Here is an 18,255-nt window from a genome sequence, read left to right as displayed (position 1 = left end):
TTACTTCGACTCCTTTGCTTCAAATTCGGCAATTTGCTTCTTAACAGCTGGAGTAGGAACGTTGTAAGTCCACTTCAAGAAGTCAGAAACCTTTTGTGCCGGAGCTGCTTCAGCTTCCTTCATTGCACTCTTGAATTCGTCTTTGTATTCTTCGACTAACTTGTCTTCTTGGTCTTGTGACCAAACGCCCTTGTCAGTTAATACTTTCCGCATCCGAATCAATGGGTCAGCATCGAACCAAGGCTTGGTTTCTTCATCGGTCCGATAACGAGAAGGATCGTCACCAGCTGAGGAGTGCGCACCGTAACGGTAAGTCAACGTTTCAATCACAACTGGACCATTACCGGCTGCAGCAAATTCACGAGCTGCTTTTGAAACTTCATGAACGGCCACAATATCCATCCCGTCAACTTGGACGGAAGGAACACCCATCGCAACCGCCTTTTGTGCCAAGGTTTCAGCAGCGGTTTGCTTGTAACGTGGCACTGAAATTGCCCAGCCGTTGTTTTGCACGAAGAAGACAGCTGGTGCTTGATAGGCACTGGTGAAGTTAACCCCTTCATACCAGTCCCCTTGAGAAGTCCCACCATCACCGGTGTAGACAAAGGCAACGCGATCTTCGTCGCCATTCTTCTTAATCCCTAACGCAACCCCTGCGGTTTCAACGTATTGGGCACCAATGATAATTTGTGGGAACATCATGTTAGGATTTTCATGTTGATTACCTTCAACATGTCCTTTTGACCATAAGAAACCTTTGGCAACGGTAGTCCCGTGTTGAATCATTTGTGGTAAATCACGGTAGGCTGGTAATAGGAAGTCTTGCTTCTTAAATGCCGTAACACTTCCCATTTCACTAGCTTCCTCACCGGCCGTTGGAGCATAAAAACCGAGACGACCCTGACGGGAGAAGTTCATTGTTTGTTCGTGTAGCGTACGCTCCCAAACCATTTTCTTCATGAAGTCGACAAGTTGGTCATCTGAATATTTTGCCAACGTGTCTGGATCGACGACCTTGCCTTCCCGATCAATCACTTGAACCGGGTGTTTGTATGGATCGGCCATCGTAGCTTTGATCTTGGCAAAGTCTACAATCTGTTTGCTTCCATTAGCCATAAGTAACACTTTCCTTTCACTAAATATGAAATTGTTAACTAAAAGTGAGTTAACGTTGCGTTTCCTGACTACGCTTATAAAGTACCATTTTTTCACAACGCTTGCAAGCCCTTTCATAGTGATAAATAAAGGGATTAGACCAAATCGCTTGGGCCACTTGTGATTGTTTGTTTTCCTAATTTCTTGAAAGCCGCAACCGTTTTCTTTTCATTTCATTTTTCACAAGGGGTATGTTACAATTAATGATAATTATGATTAAAATGTGGAGGTAATGCGCTTGTTTCTCATGAAAGATATTGTCCGCGACGGCGACCCCGTTTTACGACAGGAAGCGGCTGATGTCGCCTTTCCCTTGTCAGCGGAAGACCAGCAATTAGCAAAAGACTTAATGGAGTACCTGGTCGTTTCACAGGATCCCGAACAATGTAAGAAGTATGGTTTACGAGCAGGCGTTGGCTTAGCCGCTCCACAAGTTGGGGTTTCTAAGAAAATGGCCTCTGTTTTGGTCCCTGCCCCAGAAGACGGTGGCAAATCTCCTTTCACTGACGTGATTATTAATCCCGTAATCATCTCTGAGTCCGTTCAGTCGGGGGCCCTGACGGAAGGTGAAGGCTGTCTCTCAGTCGATAAAGATGTGCCCGGCTTCGTTCCCCGTCACGACCGGATCACCCTCCGCTATTACGACGTAAATGGTGAAAAACATCAAATTCGTTTGAAAAATTACCCAGCGATTGTTTGCCAACACGAGATTGACCATCTCCACGGCATGCTGTTCTACGACCACATCAATAAGGACCATCCGTTTGAAACCAATGACGATATGATTATGATCGAGTAAACCAAAAAGGAAGCTACCACTCTTAACGAGTCGTAGCTTCCTTTATTAATTTCAAACTTATTAGAATAAAGAACGAGTTTGTACTTTACTATAGAAGAAACTATCGAACCGCTGGATCGTTTAACTTTTTTAGGTCCTTGAGATACTCAACGGTTGACTCGTTGGTTAAGTACGCCACATCAACGTGTAGCCGGCCCTCATAGACCCAGATGTCACTCACGACAAACGCCGGTCCATCGTTGATCCCCTTCAGATCATGATCGGTACCGAAGCTGGCCAAGGCATCATTGAACGCCAGCTCCAACGCTCGCAAGCGATGCTTGGCATCCATTCCCACGGGCAATGTGTACTCAAAGGCCATCACGCCGCGTCCCCAGACATCGGCAACGGTTGCAATCGAGCTAATTTGGCTTTCTGCTTCCGTTAAGACATCATCGTTAACCAACCGACGAATCGCCGCTTTCACGGCTACATCCGTATCATCTTGGGCAGAACGCCGAACCATCCGGGTTGCCCGTTGAACGATAGAACGGTGAATCAGTTCATAAACAACTATGGCAATTAATATCCCAATAATTATTTCAATAATTAATGATGGGGCCATCTTGATCCCTCCGTTCACTTCACTCTAGCATAATCATAGCATGTTTTAACGTCTAGGGGTAATTCTATACAATCATCAGAAACTATGCTAAAATTGTGCTAATTGTTGTGTGAGCAACCCGCAGTTCGGAGGGACATAAATGATTCGTCACCTGTCAAACAGGCCGAATTAAATTAGTAATTTAAAAGGAGTTTTGCCACTTGATTTATAAAGTCTATTATCAAAACGATCAGAAGCGTAATCCTAAGCGCGAGGATACGCATTCACTCTACGTTGAGGCGGACACCGAGGTTGAAGCCCGTGCCCAAGTAGAAGCACACACGGAACACAATATCGAATTCATTGAAGCCATCGAAGGAAATTATTTAGCTTACGAACAACAGAATCCGAATTATAAAGTAACGGAGTTCGGTGAATGAACAAGCTAAACGTCAAAAATAATGAAACAGCCATTTTTGGCGTGGGTGGACTGGGTGAAATTGGGAAGAACACCTATGGTATTCAATTCCAGGATGAAATCATCCTAATTGATGCCGGGATTAAATTTCCAGAAGACGAATTATTAGGGATCGATTATGTCATCCCCGATTATCAATACCTCGTTGAAAACCAGGCCAAGATCAAAGCGCTAGTGATCACCCACGGCCATGAAGACCACATTGGGGGTATCCCCTACCTGTTAAAGGCACTAAATGTTCCTGTCTATGCAGGTCCACTTGCCTTAGCACTGATTAAAAACAAGCTTGAAGAACACGGATTACTTAAATCAACTGAGTTACACACAATTGACGATGATACTGTGCTTAAGTTTCGTAAGATGAGTGTTTCCTTCTTCCGGACCACCCACTCGATCCCTGATACCTTGGGAATTGCCGTGCACACTCCGGTCGGAACCATTGTTGAGACGGGGGACTATAAGTTCGACTTAACGCCCGTTACGAACCAGCCGCCTGATCTACAAAAGATGGCAAAGCTGGGTGCCGACGGCGTCCTGTGTTTGATGTCAGACAGTACGAACGCCGAACGGCCAATCTGGACGAAGTCTGAAAAATGGGTTGGTAAATCCATCCGCAAGATCTTTGACCAAGTTGAAGGCCGGGTAATCTTTGCCACCTTTGCTTCCAATATCTCACGGATCGAAACGGCCTGTGAAACGGCGTTAGCCCATGGTCGTAAGATTGCCGTCTTTGGTCGCTCGATGGAAGCTGCAATTGTTAATGGTCGAGAATTGGGCTACCTTAACATTCCCGATGACGCGTTGGTTGACGCCAACACCATTCGTTCCCTACCCGCTAACAAAGTTATGATTCTTTGTACCGGGTCACAAGGTGAACCTATGGCTGCCCTCTCACGGATTGCTAATGGAACCCACCGACAAATTTCGATTCAACCGGATGATACGGTTGTCTTCTCTAGTAACCCAATCCCTGGGAACACGATTTCTGTTAACCGGGTGATTAATGAACTAGAAGAAGCCGGTGCCAATGTTATTCATGGTAAGGTCAACAATATTCATACATCTGGTCACGGTGGCCAAGAAGAACAGAAACTCATGTTGCGTCTCATGCAACCAAAGTTCTTTATGCCAATTCACGGTGAATACCGGATGCTGAAGATTCATACCGAACTTGCTGAACAATGTGGCGTGCCATTAGACCACAGTTTCATCCTGCAAAATGGGGATGTCCTGGCCTTAACCAAGGACTCCGCTCGGGTTGCCGGTCACTTTACCGCTGGCGATGTTTACATCGACGGCTCCGGGATTGGTGATATCGGTAATGTGGTCCTCCGTGACCGTCAATTGCTCTCTGAAGAAGGTCTGGTTGTGGTCGTTGCCACCATCGACCTGAAAAATCAGGAAATCAAAGCTGGTCCCGACCTCTTGTCTCGTGGATTCGTCTACATGCGTGAATCCGGTGAGCTTTTGAACGAAGGACGGCGGCGGGTCTTCCAGACCATTCGCCGGGCAATGCGTAATCCCAAGGCCACCGAAGCCTCGATTCGTAATGCCGTCATCGATGACCTGCAAAACTTCTTATTCGAGAAGACTGAGCGTCACCCAATGATTCTACCAATGTTTATCATGACCAAGTAAGTTATAAGCTCATTAGGGATGTGCGATTACGCACGTCCCTTTTCTTATGACAATCCTAAGTTCTCACGGAATTACTAGGCACGCTGAACGATTTCGATTATAATAAAAAGGATTAAATTTTGTGAGGTGCAGTCTGTTGAGTGTCCGGTTCTATATCATCCTAAATAAACACGCTGGGAGTGGCCATGCGGGAACGCTATGGCCACAGATCCGGCAACGACTCGTGGCGGCCCAGATTCAGTATGAGGTCGTCGTTTCGGAGTACGCCCAACATGCCATCCTCCTCAGTGAGCAATTCGCCAAGCGAATCCCTGACAAGCCACACCAAGATTGGGTTGCACTGGCCCTAGGCGGCGACGGGACGCTTCATGAAGTTATCAACGGGCTTACCAGTCAGCATCGTGAATATCCAATCCCCGTAACTTACTTACCAATTGGCTCTGGTAATGACTTTGCGCGGGGGGCCGGCCTCTCCCTTAATTGGGAAAAAGCCCTAGACCAGATTCTGCAGTGTACCCATGCCACTAACTATGATGTCGGCACCTATAACGAGACCATAAAAAAGGAACGGGGCCTGTTCACGAATAATCTCGGCATTGGCTTCGATGCGGCGATCATCGCCCAAGCCAACCAGTCCCGTTCCAAGGTCTGGCTAAACCAGCACCATTTGGGTTCCCTTTCGTACTTAGCCTCCGCACTGAGTGTCTACTATAACCAAAGCGGGTTCACCCTGACCGTCCACGTCGGAAACCAGCGGGATATTTACCCCAACGCCTTTCTGGTAACCACCACCAATCACCCCTATTTCGGTGGCGGTGTTGGCATCGCCCCGGAGGCCAGCTTAAAGGACCACCAACTCCACCTGATCGTGATTGAGAAACCAAACTTCTTCAAACTCTTATGGTTGGCCATGCGACTCGTTTTCAAGAAGCACCTTTCCTCGAAGTCTGTCCACTATTATCAGGCCCAGAAACTCCATCTAACGGTTCCTGCCATCGAGTATGGTCAGTTAGACGGTGAAGAGATGGGCGGCCGCTTCTTCGACGTTTATACGGGTCTCACGAGTTATCCCTTTTGGTTCGACGTCACCATTTAAATCGTTATAAGTTAAAAGGCCTTACCACGATTGTGGTAAGGCCTTATTTTTTAGGTTTATTTAGCTTAATCTTCCGAAGCTTCCATCGCTTCAAGAATCATGTCCAGCTGAGCGCACTTACTGGACAAAGCGTTCATTTCATTGCCGAAACGGGGCTCAATCGTGACCGTAGCAGAACTTGACTGGACGTTCGCAGATTCTTCCTGTTTCAGGGTAGCAAGTTGTGCATTGGCTTGACGGTATTCTTCTAAAATCTCAGTTCGATTACTCAACATTAACAACTCCTTTGGCTATTATGCTGCGGTTTTCGAGTCGGCTAAGACGTTTTACCAGCGCGACTCGAATCAGCTCTACTTTGCTCAAATTTAAGCTTCTTAAGGCAACCGCAACTAATGAGACTACGTTATCACCCCGTCTAGAAATTTTCAATAGCCAGTTTTAATTAAAACGCTTCCATTTCAAAATATTGTGAATTTCTAATATTGCTTTAATGGTTTAGGGCGCGATTAACTCGATGAAATCACAAAAAAGCCAGCACCGCTAAAAAGTGGCTGCTGGCCTTTAATTTCATTCAATTATGGCCCACCAAAACATTTGGTAGCTGACTCATTCCCCTACTTAAGTGTTCCGGCAAATGACGGCATAAAGTACTTGCTAATTGAAGCGACGCTGACATTTTGGCCAGGTGCTGGTGCAGCAACATACTGATTATTACCTAAGTAGATCGCATCGTGGTAACTTGATCCTTTACTTCCCCAGAAGAGAATATCCCCTGGCTTAGCTGAACCGACAGAATGCGTGGTTACACGAGCTTCTTGTGCAACGGTACTATGTGGCAGGCTAACCCCATTGGCGTGTTGGTAAACATATGCAACCAACCCGGAACAGTCCATCCCACTGAGCGAGGAACCGCCCCAAACGTATGGAATCTTAGCCGAAGCTAACTTCAACGCTAAGCTTGTCACGGATCCACTGGTTAAACCACTCGTGCTAGCCTTGCTAGTCGAAGTTGAGTTAGTGGTGACATTGGCCGTGGACGCCGTCTTAGCAACCTTACGGGCTGGTTTAACAGCCGGTGTGGTTGATTGACGAGCACTGCTATTGGTCGTGGCCGTCGCGTTTTGAGTCCCGGTCTTTGGCGTTGCGGATTGGCTCGTACTAGTCGAAGTTGCCGCCGAAGATGTGGCCGGCGTGGCCGCTGCTCTCGTTGTTTTCGTCGTCGCGGATGACGTCGACGAAGTTGAGGTTGAACGACTTACGGTACTTGAACTGGTCGTCGAATTTGCTGGCGCCGAATTAACGGATGCCGAACTGGTAGGCGCGACGGTAGCTGGTGCCGAACTTGCTGGTGCTGAGCTAGCAGCAGATGATGTCGACGAACGAGTCAATGCGGCCCGTGAACTCGTCACGTTAGCATTCTGATGGTTCTGCGTGCCAGCAACCGAGCTACTTGAACTAGCAGCGCTGGATTGACTGCTACTGCTAGTTGTGGTGCTCGAAGAAGCCTTGGTTTGATTAGCCTTTTGCTTGCTAGCAGCGGCTTGTTGAGCAGCAACAATTTGTGCTTGGACCGCATTGGCCTTGTTGGTCGTCTGGTTGTTGGCACTAGTCGTCGCGGTCGATGAACTTGTCGTCGTGGTCTTTTTGGCTGCTATTGATCCAGCTTGTGGAATCGTCAGCTTTTGGCCAACACTCAGCATATCCCCGCTTAAGTCGTTAGCCTTTTGTAGTTGTGCAACCGTTAAATGATAAGTTTGCGCCAGGTCCCAGAGTGTGTCACCAGACTTAACGGTGTAACTCTGTGTAGCTTTTGACGACTTAACCTGTAGCTTTTGACCAACAAAGATCAGGTCGGTCTTGGCATCAATTGAATTCTGTTGTTCTAAATCCTGAACGGAAACCCCTAATTTTTGTGAAAGGTCCCAAACTGTGTCGCCTTGTTTGACTTGGATACTATCAGCGTTTGCCGTAATTGTTGCCCCGGCAGCAAAAGCTCCAATGGCACCGACGACGCCAACGACTGCTTTGGTTGTTCGTTGTGCTTTACTCATCTTCACCAACACGTCCTTTTATGACAGAAATTTTTTAGCTAAAACGTTCGGAAACATTGATGGCCACCAGCCATCGCTCCGTTGGTTTATAGTAAATACGAATTACAAATTAATACTACCACACGTTTTCCCAGTTCCTTGTGAAATATTAAGTAATTATTAACGGATTTCAGGCTCTGAACATTTGTTCTGCCGGTTCGGTGACAAAATGAAAGCCCTTACCGAAAGTCCCCGCCATCACTGTGATTAAGGGACTTTTAGTTTTAGAAACATTTGTTCTGCCTCTATCCATTTCACAAGAATTGTGTGATACCGCTATATTTTTAAAACGTTGATTTGACTGATATATGTATCTTACAAGTGATTATTGAGTTCGCTTTCTGTATCCTACAACTGACTAATTTATCGGCAAGCTTGTGAAATTTAAAAAAGATCACAAAAAAAGTAGGCCTTTTCGGCCTACCTTTGTTATTTCATTGTCTTAACTAGTTCGTACCGTTAAATAGACCTTGGAAGAAGCTCACAATGCTGTCCCAGATTCGAACGATAAAGTTCTCGGCTTGTTTGGCATCGGCACTGTTGGCAAAGTCTTTCAGCCCTGCCATCTTGTTCCCGACACTGTTAGCTAAGTTATTGGCAACATTTGTCACATTACTAATGTAGGTCTTCGAGGTCGATACAGGGGCCTGTTGCACCTTACTCAAGGCAACCGCAATATTGGTAATCTGCGTGGAATTGGTCTTACCGTCGATACCTTGCTTAGCCAAAGCCTTTTGCAGCATCGCCTCGATATCGGCCTTGGTAGCCAGGTCATCCCCATTCTGACGTTGCTTGGCTAGGTCGGAGGAAACGGACCCAACGGCAGACATCAATTTCCCGGGATACTTCTTATCGGTATTGTTGGCATCGATAGCGGGTTGCGTCGCGTCCAGGACACTATTGGCAGCCTGCGTGTTGTCGGAATTTAGCGTTAAACCATCCGTGGCCAGCGCCTTATAAACCCCGGTCAGTGCCGATTCCCCGGAAACGGACTTGTCGGCCGTTACCGTAATAATAACATCCTTAACACCAGCCATGGTGGCAACCATCGCATATTGTTGGGAGGTCACTTCCGTAATATTATTATTGCCATCGTAATTGGCGATGTTAACCTTAACTCCGGTACCAGGATCTGCTGGTGCCAACGCCACTGAACTAATCATGCTAGCATCGGAGGTCCCCGCTGAATTCAGATATTTGGCGTAGTCACTACCAGTGGCCGTTAGGGTCGTGTAGTTGGACTTAACACCCAGTGCTGAGGCGACTTTGTCTTTATCTTCACTGGCTAAGCCCGCGCCGTAAACAACATAGGCCTTGGATAAGGCCTTCGTCTGTACCGTGCTCTCGCCTGAAGTAGAACCACTATCAGTCGTTGCACCACTATTGGTCGCATCGTTAGTATCAGCAGCAGCCCGTGTGAGCGTACTCCCTACACCGACAACCATCATTGCTGCCGCGAGACCTAAGACAATCTGTTTAATTTTCATGAATTTTCCTCTTCTTTCACACTAGTTCTTTCCCCCACAATGAGTATAGCATCTCCGGGTCCGACCACTGCAATCCATCGGCGACCTTAGAGAATTCTTCAATTATTGGGTTACCAGAACCGTCGCGCACCAACGTATTCGGCCGCGTACTTTGGCGTGGCCATTGGCGTTAATTGGACGTTCTCGCCCGGTTTAGGGGCGTGCAACATTTGCCCATCACCCGCGTACATGCCAACGTGATGGACTGTGCCCGTGCCATGCTTTTTGGCAAAGAAGACCAGATCTCCCGCTGACAATTGCTCAGGCGCAACTGGGTAGCCATTCGCGTATTGGTCCTGTGCATCCCGTGGAATCCACACGCCAACCGCACGATGTAAGGCATAGGCTAGCCCGGAACAGTCGAACCCTTGTGGGGTGATCCCGCCCCAAAGATAAGGGGTATCGATAAACTTCTCACCGATCGTTAACAAGAGGTCCCCACGGTCCGCCCCAGTCGCGTTTAACTTAGCCGCAGAGGCTGTGACCCACCCCTTACCCAAGGGTGTGACCACCTGTAACCATTCTGGCGTTTGGCCAGTGGTTGTCAGTAAGGATCCCAAAGGTAAATTCATCACAGGCTGTCGGTCCTGGTCCAACAATGGCGTTGAAACCTGGACTAATCGCACGGTTGTTGTCGGGTAGTCCAATTCCTCATCGGTTGCCGTTAATTGACTAAGTGGTAACCACCCGGGATAGCCGCGGCGTTCCATACGGTTAGCCTGCCGCCGAACGAACACGTGGGCCCATTGCCCTTCTATGCGATCAAGGACGACTTGGTCGTTAAACAACGCCTCTGTGACCACTAGGTCCTCATCGGCCAGCCGGCCTCGATCCGCGGCGCTCAGATCCACTAACCATTGATCCAAGTCGCCGGTCTTGAGATAGGTTTGGTCATTCTTAGTTACCGTCTTCGGTTGGGCCCAAACTAGAGCTGTTGCTACCTTAACTCGCCGAATATCCACTAAAACCGCCTCCAATTTACGTTTACCTTCAATATACCAATAAATGAACAAACTTACTAGATTCTGAGGCAAGTTTGCCATTTTGAAAAGAAAAATAGGGATTCGGGCCCGCTGGCCCCAACCCCTGTTTCGTTCATCATTATTTTAATTGAAGGTAGGATTGGACAACATTTTCTGGGGTAAATCCAGCCATGGCAACGACCTTCCCACCATTGCCACTAGCACCAAATTGTTCTTGAGTAATCATCGCACCATCAAGACCCACGTATTGGCACCAGCCAAGACCGCTCGCCATTTCAATGGCTACCCGTCGCCGTAACTTGGTTGGTAAGACCGTGTCGCGGTATTCGGCCGATTGGGCATTAAACTTTTCGAAGCTTGGCACCGAAACAACGCGAACGTCATGGCCTAATTCGAGCAGTCGTGCTTGAGCATCCAATGCCAGTTGAACCTCAGAACCCGAGGCCATCAGAATACCTTCTGCTTCATCCTGAGCATCCGCAACGACGTAACCTCCACGATGAACCCCGGTGTGCACTTGGGCTGCTGGTTTGGGTAACGTTGGCAGGCCCTGACGTGTCAGAACGATGGCGGTTGGGTGATCGGTTGCTTGTAGGGCCTCTTGCCAAACTGCTGCCGTTTCATTCCCATCGGCTGGACGATAAACGGTCAACCCTGGGATAGCCCGTAACGCCGCCATTTGTTCCACGGGTTCATGAGTTGGGCCATCTTCTCCGACAGCTAAGGAGTCATGGGTGAAGACGTAGATGACCGGCAATTGTTGCAGCGCAGCTAATCTAATGGCTGGCTTCATGTAGTCAGAGAAGACGAAGAACGTTGAGCCATAGACCCGGGTCCCACCATGTAAAGCGATCCCGTTCATGGCCGCCGCTTCAGCAAATTCACGAACACCAAACCAAAGATTACGACCCGTTGGGTTATCGGCACTGAACCGGTCATCATCGGCAATGGCTGTCTTGTTGGAACTAAATAGATCGGCTGACCCGCCCCACAAGTTCGGGCAGTCTTCGCTCATCCGTTGTAAAATTTCATGACCACTGGCTCGAGAAGCCAGGGCATCCTTCTTGTAGTAAGTTGGTAGATCAGCATCCAAACTGGCTGGTAAGGTTTGACTAATCCCTTGAGCAAACTGAGCAGATAATTCTGGTTCCTCATTGGAGTAGTGAGCAATTAAGTTAGACCATTCTTGATGACCAGCCCAACCACGGGCCTTAATCGTGTTCATGAAACGATCGGTAACCTCTTCTGGAACCGTGAACGGATCGTTGTCCCAATCATAGTATTCTCGGGTTGCCGCTAAATCTGCTTCATTCAATGGGGCCCCGTGGACCTTGTTCGTCCCGGCATTCGGACTACCAGCACCAATGACCGTCTTCACTTCAATTAAGGTAGGGCCATTTTGGTTATCCTTAGCAGCACAGATGGCGTCATCAATTGCACTTAAATCATTACCATCGGCGACCCGTAAATAATTCCAGCCATAGCTTTCGAACCGCTTGGCCACATCATCATGACAAGCATTTGTTAACGGACCGTCTAATGAAACATCGTTTGAATCATAAAGTACGATTAATTTATTGAGTTTCAATTGACCAGCTAAACTCGCCGATTCTGCGGCAACCCCTTCCATGAGGTCCCCGTCACCACAAATCGCATAGGTGTAATGGTCAACCACGTTGAAGTTAGGACGATTATATTGGGCGGCCAAATGCATTTCTGCCATTGCCATCCCAACGGCCATCCCAACACCTTGGCCCAGCGGACCAGTCGTTGCATCAACGCCTGGCGTCACCCCGTACTCTGGATGTCCAGGGGTCTTGCTACCTAACTGACGAAAATTCATCAGATCGTCACGGCTCACAGCAAACCCACTAAGATTCAGCAAGCTGTATAGCATTGAAGACCCATGGCCAGCCGATAAGACAAAGCGGTCACGGTTAAACCATTGGGGGAAAGATGGGTCAACCCGCAGATGCCGAGAGAATAACACGTAAGCCATTGGTGAAGCTCCTAAAGGTAATCCAGGATGGCCCGATTTGGCCCGCGAAATCATGTCCATGCTTAACATCCGCACCGCATTAACCGCCTTGGTATCTACTGCATCGAAACTCGTTTGATCACGTACTACTTCTTCATTCAACATCTCAATTAACCTCACTTATTTTGGCCAGACCTTTGTCGGCCACCGTTTATGGTTGATGGTTTATTTGTGTCTAATTTACCGGTATAATCGACATCGCTCATCGACTTTTCTAACTATACCAATTGTAATTATTTTTTGCAACCCCTTAAAGAATCGCTTTAACGACGGCAATTGTTTGTTAGAAGAGTTCCCATACCAGTAACAGACCGATTTCATTAGATTGCAACCGGTTGTCAAAATGGACACAAAAAAAGCAATCTTTTCCGAAAAAAATTCGAAAAGATTGCTTTTTGAAGAAGTTTTCTGAAAGTTACTTCTCGCTAGCCGCCTTGATTTGATCAAAGGTTGGAATCGAAGGCATCGCACCCAGCCCTTGAACGGTCAAAGAACTTGCCCGTTGCGCAAAGGTCAACGCTTCCACGATGTTACTGAAGTCGTCCTTCAACTGTGAGCTAAGCGCACCAATGAAGGTGTCCCCGGCAGCCGTGGTATCCACCGCCTTAACCTTAAAGGCTGGCACAAAGCCAGATTGGTTTTCGGTAGCGTAGTACGCTCCCTTACTTCCAACCGTGATAATCAGGTTCTTAACGCCAAGTTCCTTGAACTTTTTAGCGTTAGCATCCATTGAGGCTTCGTCAGTCACTTCAATCCCCGTCAACTCGGCACTTTCGGTTTCATTAGGCACCACTAAATCCGTGACCTTCAAGATAGCCGGATCCATTTCAGCAGCTGGCGCTGGATTCAAAATCGTGATCACGTTATGCTGCTTAGCAACCGTAAAGGCCGCCAACGTAGCTGCTTGTGGCGTTTCAAACTGGGCAATCAGGATATCTGCCTTGGCAATCTCGTCCTCACGGGCAATGACTTCATCGGCTGATAACTGTTGATTGGATCCCCCATAGACTAAGATACTGTTCTGGCCGGCTTCATCCAAGAGAATGAAGGCTGATCCAGTCCCAACAACGGGGTCAGTAATGATGGCACTGGTATCGATATGGTCATTATTTAACGATTCGACCATGAAGCGGCCGGCATCATCATTCCCAACCTTACCAATGAAACTGGTGTCGGCACCCGCACGGGCAGCGGCAACGGCTTGGTTCGCCCCTTTACCCCCTGCAGCACTGGTTTTATTTTCAGTTGACAACGTTTCACCAGGTTGTGGCATCCGCGCCACACGTAATGTTGTGTCCACGTTTAAACTACCCAGCACCGTTACTTTGTTTGACATGATTAACCTTCACTCCTTAACCGGTTTTTTATCTCGTAAAACGTTTTACCATATATTGACACGCCGTGGCAATCGTTTTTCATTGCTCTAGCGTATCATTTTTCGAAAAGGCTTACAAGTCCCTACTAAACTTTTTTAATGGGACTGGTACTCTCACGTTGCCGGAGCGTTACCGGCAATGCCAGGCTCTGTGCCGCCTGGTGCTGATCCTGAATCCGATTGATCAACATTTCCGTTGCCTGTTGTCCCATGGTCACCATCGGTTGATGAATACTACTCAGCTTAGGCACAACATACTCGTCCAAATCAATATCATCATATCCCAAAACCGAAATATCAGCCGGCACGTTCAACCCCTTTTCGTGAAGACCACGAATCAGTCCCAACGCGGTTTCATCATTAATGGCAAAGACCGCCGTTGGGTGCTGATTCAAGACGGCATCGGTTGCCTGATACCCCCCCAGCTTAGTCATGGGTGAATGAATGATCGCTTCATCGGGCAAGGTAATCCCGGCCTCGGCCAGTCTTTCCTTGAATCCGTTCAGACGAATCACCAAGTTTTGCGTCGGCTTGTCCGGCATAACCACGGCTAGCTGACGGTGCCCAAGATACAGCAGGTGGTTCGCTGCGAGCTGTCCCCCCTGCTCATCATCCACGTGAATCCGGTCCAGGCTAGGCCCACCGTTTTGGTCGATTAGGAGGTAGGGAATCCCATTCTTCTTCAAAATATTATCGATGGCTTCCCCCGTGATCGAAGCACTGGCGATGATTAGCCCATCGACGGCCCGCTTGATCAGCTCCTGTAGATAGTAGCCCTCAAGCTCTTCGTCATGGTTCGCGCCAAAGATCAACGGAATAAAGTGACGCTGCCGACTGGTCTCTTGCACCCCGCGGATAAACATACTAAAGAAGGGATTCCCCAAGTTGGGAACGAGAACCCCAATAGTTTGTGCTGATTTCATAATAAGGTTTCGCGCATTAAAGTCTGGCACGTAGCCCATCTCTTCTTGCAACTGATGAACCCGCCGTCTGGTATCTAGGCTGAAGCGTTCACCCTTACCATTTAAGATCTGTGAAACTGTCGTCACCGAAACGCCTGCCGCCTCAGCGAGATCTCGAATCGTTACTTTGCGTGTCATAGCACCCTCCACAGTCATTTATTCCTATTCACTATTATACCCCATCACAGAGATTTGCAACCCGCATTTCCGACAAAATAAAAAGGCTCGCCTCAACTTCACAGTTGTGGCGAGTCTTGAGCCGGCTTAGGCCTGCAAAATTTGTTGAATTTTAGCTAATTGTTCATCGTCAAATGCCAGTTGTTGAACAGCCTGAATATTTTCCTTGAGGTGTTCCGGACGAGAGGCCCCGGTAATCACACTCGTGACCACGGGATCGTGCAACAACCAAGCCAAGGCCATGTCGGCCAGCTTCTGGCCTCGACTCTTAGCAACCTCATTCAAGGCTCGTAGCTTGGTAACCATACGTTGGCGGCCATCTTGACCGTCAAGTAGGGACTGGTTAGACCAGTGAATATCGACATCCGCTGGAATACCATCCAAATACTTGTCGGTCAATAACCCTTCCGCCAACGGACCATAAGCCACTACGCCAGCGTTATTCTCTCGTAATCGGTCGAATAGCCCATCGGCAGCCGCTGATTGATTCAACAGGTTATAAGAGACCTGATCCACGACAAACGGTGTATGAAGCTCCTTAAAGATCTTGATCATGGCCAAGGATTGTTCCGCCGTATAGTTAGAAATCCCGACGTACAAGGTCTTTCCTTGCCGAACCAAGTCATTTAAAGCCACTGCAGTTTCTTCTGGATTCGTGTCCGGATCAAACCGGTGACTGTAGAAGATATCTACGTAGTCCAGTCCCATGGCTTGCAAAGACCGGTCCAAAGAAGCCATCAGTGTTTTCCGCGAACTCATTTGGCCGTATGGTCCTGGCCACATGTGATACCCGGCCTTGCTACTAATCACCAGCTCATCACGGTAAGGCTTCAACTCCCGGGCAAAGACTTGTCCAAACAAGCTTTCAGCCGCGTAGGATCCGGGACCGTAATTAGCAGCTAAATCAAAACTAAAGATTCCCGCATCAAATGCTGATAAAATGACGTCCCGCGCATCCGCATAGTTCGCCTGTTCCCCAAAACTATGCCACATTCCAAAAGAAATAGCCGGTAACTGGAAGCCGGTGTTACCCGCCCGCCGTACCGGCATTTTGTCATATCGATGTTCATTTGCAAGATACATGACGCCACATCCCTTTCTCTTATGCCTACAGGTAAGTATAAGAAATTGGTGTGGACCAGTCAAGTTATCCGCTAGCTAATGCCGTGAGTCACTCAGCTTCACGGCCTGGGAAACGTGGCCATTAGTTGCGGCTAAGAGTTCCTTAGCCTCCGCAATGGTACCTTTCGTCTCAATCAGTACAATGGCCAGGGGCACATTATTCCCTGCTCGGTCCAGTGCCCGTTCGGCTGCCAAGGTCGAGGTCTGAGTTGCCTCGGCAATAATCTTTTTCGCCCGTTCAAACGTCTTCCCGTTGGTCGGAACAACGTTAATCATCAGATTCTGGTAAACCTTCCCAGACTTGATCATAATCCCCGTCGACAACATGTTCAGGACCATCTTTTCAGCGGTCCCCGCCTTCAATAGCGTTGCTCCGGTAATGATTTCGGGTCCCACAACCGGCGTGATTGGATAATCGGCTAGTTCGGCCAACGGACTCCCCTCAATGCAAGAGAATCCAACCCCGATTGCCCCCTCGTCTTGCGCGAACCGAAGTGCGGCCAGAGTATACGGCGTTTGTCCGGAAGCCGCACTCGCGATCACAACATCCTTATCGGTCAGGTGAACCGCCGCCATGTCCTCATGGGCAAGCTCAACAGAATCTTCTGCCGACTGGACCGTCTCGGTCAGAGCAGACTGCCCACCCGCGATCAGGCCAAAGGTTTGGTCCGCGGTTAAGCCATAGGTTGGCTGAAGTTCGGTCGCATCAATGACCCCCAACCGACCAGAGGTCCCGGCCCCAACATAAATCAGCCGGCCCCCTTCATCAAATAACGGGAACGCGGCATCGATAGCCGCCGCAATCTGTGGTAATTGTTTCTGAACCGCCCGGGCAACCCGGTGGTCCTCACGATTAATGGTCGCAACCATTTCCAGCGTGGATTCACGGTCAATGTGCATTGATCGGTGATTACGCTGCTCTGTTAGTAAGTCTTCAAATTGCATAATGTCGGCCTCCAACTTCCATTTCATGCATTATATGTATTCGCTTTCATTGGGTCTACTCTAGGTATACCATCTTTCATGAATAATTTCAATCGGGTTTTCTTAACCGACAGCAACATTTGGTATTTTCGCGACTAAATTTCAGAAAGATTAGCCGGTCGGTTTTTATTTTCAAGAAAATCACCGGTGAAATGATTAGTCAGCTTGCCGATCGAAACAAAAAGAGCCGGCCCTTTCAGGTCGGCTCTCAGATATCTTATTGTCCTTGACGATGTGGTGCTCGGCCAAACAGCTTATCAACCGGTTGATCATGATAGATTAGGTCGATGGCATTGCCAAAGAGTTCACCCACCGATTCAATCACGAACTTGTCGGATCGCTTATCTTCAGGCAACTGAATGGAGTCCGTAATGACCACGCGCTTCAAGACGGAATCATTAATCCGCTGCGTGGCATCACCCGAAAGAACGGCATGTGTCGCGCAGGCATAAACGTCGGCGGCTCCCGCGTTCTTCAAGGCTTCAGCCGACACGGTAATCCGAATGGCGGTATCAATAATGTCATCCACTAGAATGGCATGCTTCCCGCGAACATCCCCAATGACTGCTTCAGGCTGAGCGGCATTTTCGGTATCGCTCCGATTATCCACGATGGCAATCGGTGCCCGCAACAATTCGGCCAACCGCCGTGCCCGACTGACACCCGCATGGTCTGGCGCCACCACGACAATGTCTTCATTCGCTAAATCAGGGTTCTTTTCAAAGTAGCTAATCAAGAGCTGATCACTCTGTAAATGGTCCACAGGAATATCAAAGAATCCCTGTAGCTGTGCGGCATGCAGATCAAGCGCAATAACCCGATCAACCCCATCCATTTGCATCAACGAAGCAATGAGTTTAGCCGTGATGGGCTCACGTGCTCGGGCTTTACGATCGGCCCGGGAATACCCATAGTAAGGAATGACCACGTTAATCTTGGCCGCACTCGCACGGCGGGCGGCATCCACCATAATTAATAACTCCATCAAATTGGTGTTAACCGGATCCGAGACTGATTGAATCAAGAAGAGTTCATCACCCCGAATACTTTCATCAATACTAATTTGAATCTCACCGTCGCTAAAGTGATTAATCGTCGCTTTACCCAATTCAACCCCAGCAGCCTTAGCAATTTTCTCTGCCAATGGTCGATTAGAATTCAGAGCAAAAACTTTCATATTGCCAGCTTCGACGTTTTCCATAACAGCCTCCCAGTGGACTATCCACAATCGTTAATATTTTTCTGTCTT

The 18,255-nt window shown here is 48.3% G+C and carries 16 protein-coding genes; 4 read left to right on the top strand and 12 right to left on the bottom strand.

Translation table 11 applies throughout. From position 1 onward, the window contains the following. Complete coding sequence (gene pdhA / locus LSE01S_RS01700; RefSeq protein ID WP_061775905.1) at nucleotides 1-1,116, bottom strand: pyruvate dehydrogenase (acetyl-transferring) E1 component subunit alpha; 1,116 nt, start codon at nucleotides 1,114-1,116, stop codon at nucleotides 1-3. A 277-nt stretch (nucleotides 1,117-1,393) separates the two neighbouring features. Here pdhA and def point away from each other — a divergent pair, with 277 nt between their 5' ends. After that, nucleotides 1,394-1,954 (top strand): peptide deformylase, encoded by a 561-nt coding sequence (def, locus tag LSE01S_RS01695; RefSeq protein ID WP_061775904.1) that lies wholly within the window; start codon nucleotides 1,394-1,396, stop codon nucleotides 1,952-1,954. 100 nt (nucleotides 1,955-2,054) lie between these two features. Here the strand turns inward: def and LSE01S_RS01690 are convergent, their stop codons facing one another. After that, on the bottom strand, nucleotides 2,055-2,558 hold the full coding sequence (locus LSE01S_RS01690; protein WP_061775903.1) for a hypothetical protein: 504 nt from the start codon (nucleotides 2,556-2,558) through the stop codon (nucleotides 2,055-2,057). Nucleotides 2,559-2,758: 200 nt separating this feature from the next. On the opposite strand from LSE01S_RS01690, the gene LSE01S_RS01685 reads away from it, so the two are divergent. The 3 genes from LSE01S_RS01685 (at nucleotide 2,759) to LSE01S_RS01675 (ending at nucleotide 5,749) form a co-directional block, all read left to right on the top strand. Next, nucleotides 2,759-2,977: a DNA-directed RNA polymerase subunit epsilon gene (locus LSE01S_RS01685; protein WP_061775902.1), complete on the top strand. Its 219-nt coding sequence runs from the start codon at nucleotides 2,759-2,761 to the stop codon at nucleotides 2,975-2,977. Further along, nucleotides 2,974-4,653 (top strand): ribonuclease J1, encoded by a 1,680-nt coding sequence (gene rnjA, locus LSE01S_RS01680; RefSeq protein ID WP_061775901.1) that lies wholly within the window; start codon nucleotides 2,974-2,976, stop codon nucleotides 4,651-4,653. Before LSE01S_RS01685 ends, rnjA begins: the two co-directional genes overlap by 4 nt. Before the next feature lie 121 nt (nucleotides 4,654-4,774). Further along, complete coding sequence (locus tag LSE01S_RS01675; RefSeq protein ID WP_235808286.1) at nucleotides 4,775-5,749, top strand: diacylglycerol/lipid kinase family protein; 975 nt, start codon at nucleotides 4,775-4,777, stop codon at nucleotides 5,747-5,749. Between the two features lie 65 nt (nucleotides 5,750-5,814). On the opposite strand, the gene LSE01S_RS01670 is transcribed toward LSE01S_RS01675, so the two are convergent. The 10 genes from LSE01S_RS01670 to LSE01S_RS01625 all read right to left on the bottom strand — a co-directional run bounded on the left by LSE01S_RS01670 (nucleotide 5,815) and on the right by LSE01S_RS01625 (nucleotide 18,207). Continuing rightward, a complete protein-coding gene (locus tag LSE01S_RS01670) occupies nucleotides 5,815-6,021 on the bottom strand; it encodes a hypothetical protein (RefSeq protein ID WP_061775985.1) in 207 nt (68 codons plus the stop codon). A gap of 342 nt (nucleotides 6,022-6,363) precedes the next feature. Next, nucleotides 6,364-7,800, bottom strand: coding sequence for a LysM peptidoglycan-binding domain-containing protein (locus LSE01S_RS01665; protein WP_061775899.1), 1,437 nt, complete (start codon nucleotides 7,798-7,800; stop codon nucleotides 6,364-6,366). Nucleotides 7,801-8,285: 485 nt separating this feature from the next. Next, nucleotides 8,286-9,326: a DUF1002 domain-containing protein gene (locus LSE01S_RS01660; protein WP_061775898.1), complete on the bottom strand. Its 1,041-nt coding sequence runs from the start codon at nucleotides 9,324-9,326 to the stop codon at nucleotides 8,286-8,288. A 110-nt stretch (nucleotides 9,327-9,436) separates the two neighbouring features. Continuing rightward, a complete protein-coding gene (locus LSE01S_RS01655) occupies nucleotides 9,437-10,327 on the bottom strand; it encodes a C40 family peptidase (protein ID WP_061775897.1) in 891 nt (296 codons plus the stop codon). A gap of 139 nt (nucleotides 10,328-10,466) precedes the next feature. Then, nucleotides 10,467-12,491, bottom strand: a complete 2,025-nt coding sequence (gene tkt, locus LSE01S_RS01650; protein ID WP_061775896.1) for a transketolase — start codon at nucleotides 12,489-12,491, stop codon at nucleotides 10,467-10,469. Nucleotides 12,492-12,801: 310 nt separating this feature from the next. Next, nucleotides 12,802-13,722, bottom strand: a complete 921-nt coding sequence (rbsK, locus tag LSE01S_RS01645) for a ribokinase (protein ID WP_061775895.1) — start codon at nucleotides 13,720-13,722, stop codon at nucleotides 12,802-12,804. Nucleotides 13,723-13,847: 125 nt separating this feature from the next. Then, nucleotides 13,848-14,861 (bottom strand): ribose utilization transcriptional repressor RbsR, encoded by a 1,014-nt coding sequence (gene rbsR, locus LSE01S_RS01640; protein WP_061775894.1) that lies wholly within the window; start codon nucleotides 14,859-14,861, stop codon nucleotides 13,848-13,850. 126 nt (nucleotides 14,862-14,987) lie between these two features. After that, nucleotides 14,988-15,983 carry an aldo/keto reductase gene (locus LSE01S_RS01635; protein ID WP_061775893.1) on the bottom strand — a complete coding sequence of 332 codons (996 nt, stop codon included), beginning with the start codon at nucleotides 15,981-15,983 and terminating at the stop codon, nucleotides 14,988-14,990. A gap of 75 nt (nucleotides 15,984-16,058) precedes the next feature. Beyond that, nucleotides 16,059-16,967 (bottom strand): N-acetylmuramic acid 6-phosphate etherase, encoded by a 909-nt coding sequence (gene murQ, locus LSE01S_RS01630; RefSeq protein ID WP_061775892.1) that lies wholly within the window; start codon nucleotides 16,965-16,967, stop codon nucleotides 16,059-16,061. 256 nt (nucleotides 16,968-17,223) lie between these two features. Further along, entirely contained in the window at nucleotides 17,224-18,207 is a 984-nt protein-coding gene (locus tag LSE01S_RS01625) for a ribose-phosphate diphosphokinase (protein ID WP_061775891.1), read from the bottom strand. Nucleotides 18,208-18,255: the final 48 nt, after the last annotated feature.

Source organism: Levilactobacillus senmaizukei DSM 21775 = NBRC 103853, assembly GCF_001592085.1.
Taxonomy (GTDB): domain Bacteria; phylum Bacillota; class Bacilli; order Lactobacillales; family Lactobacillaceae; genus Levilactobacillus; species Levilactobacillus senmaizukei.
Note: the sequence above shows the minus strand (reverse complement) of the source record. Positions and strands in the feature narration are given on the sequence as shown.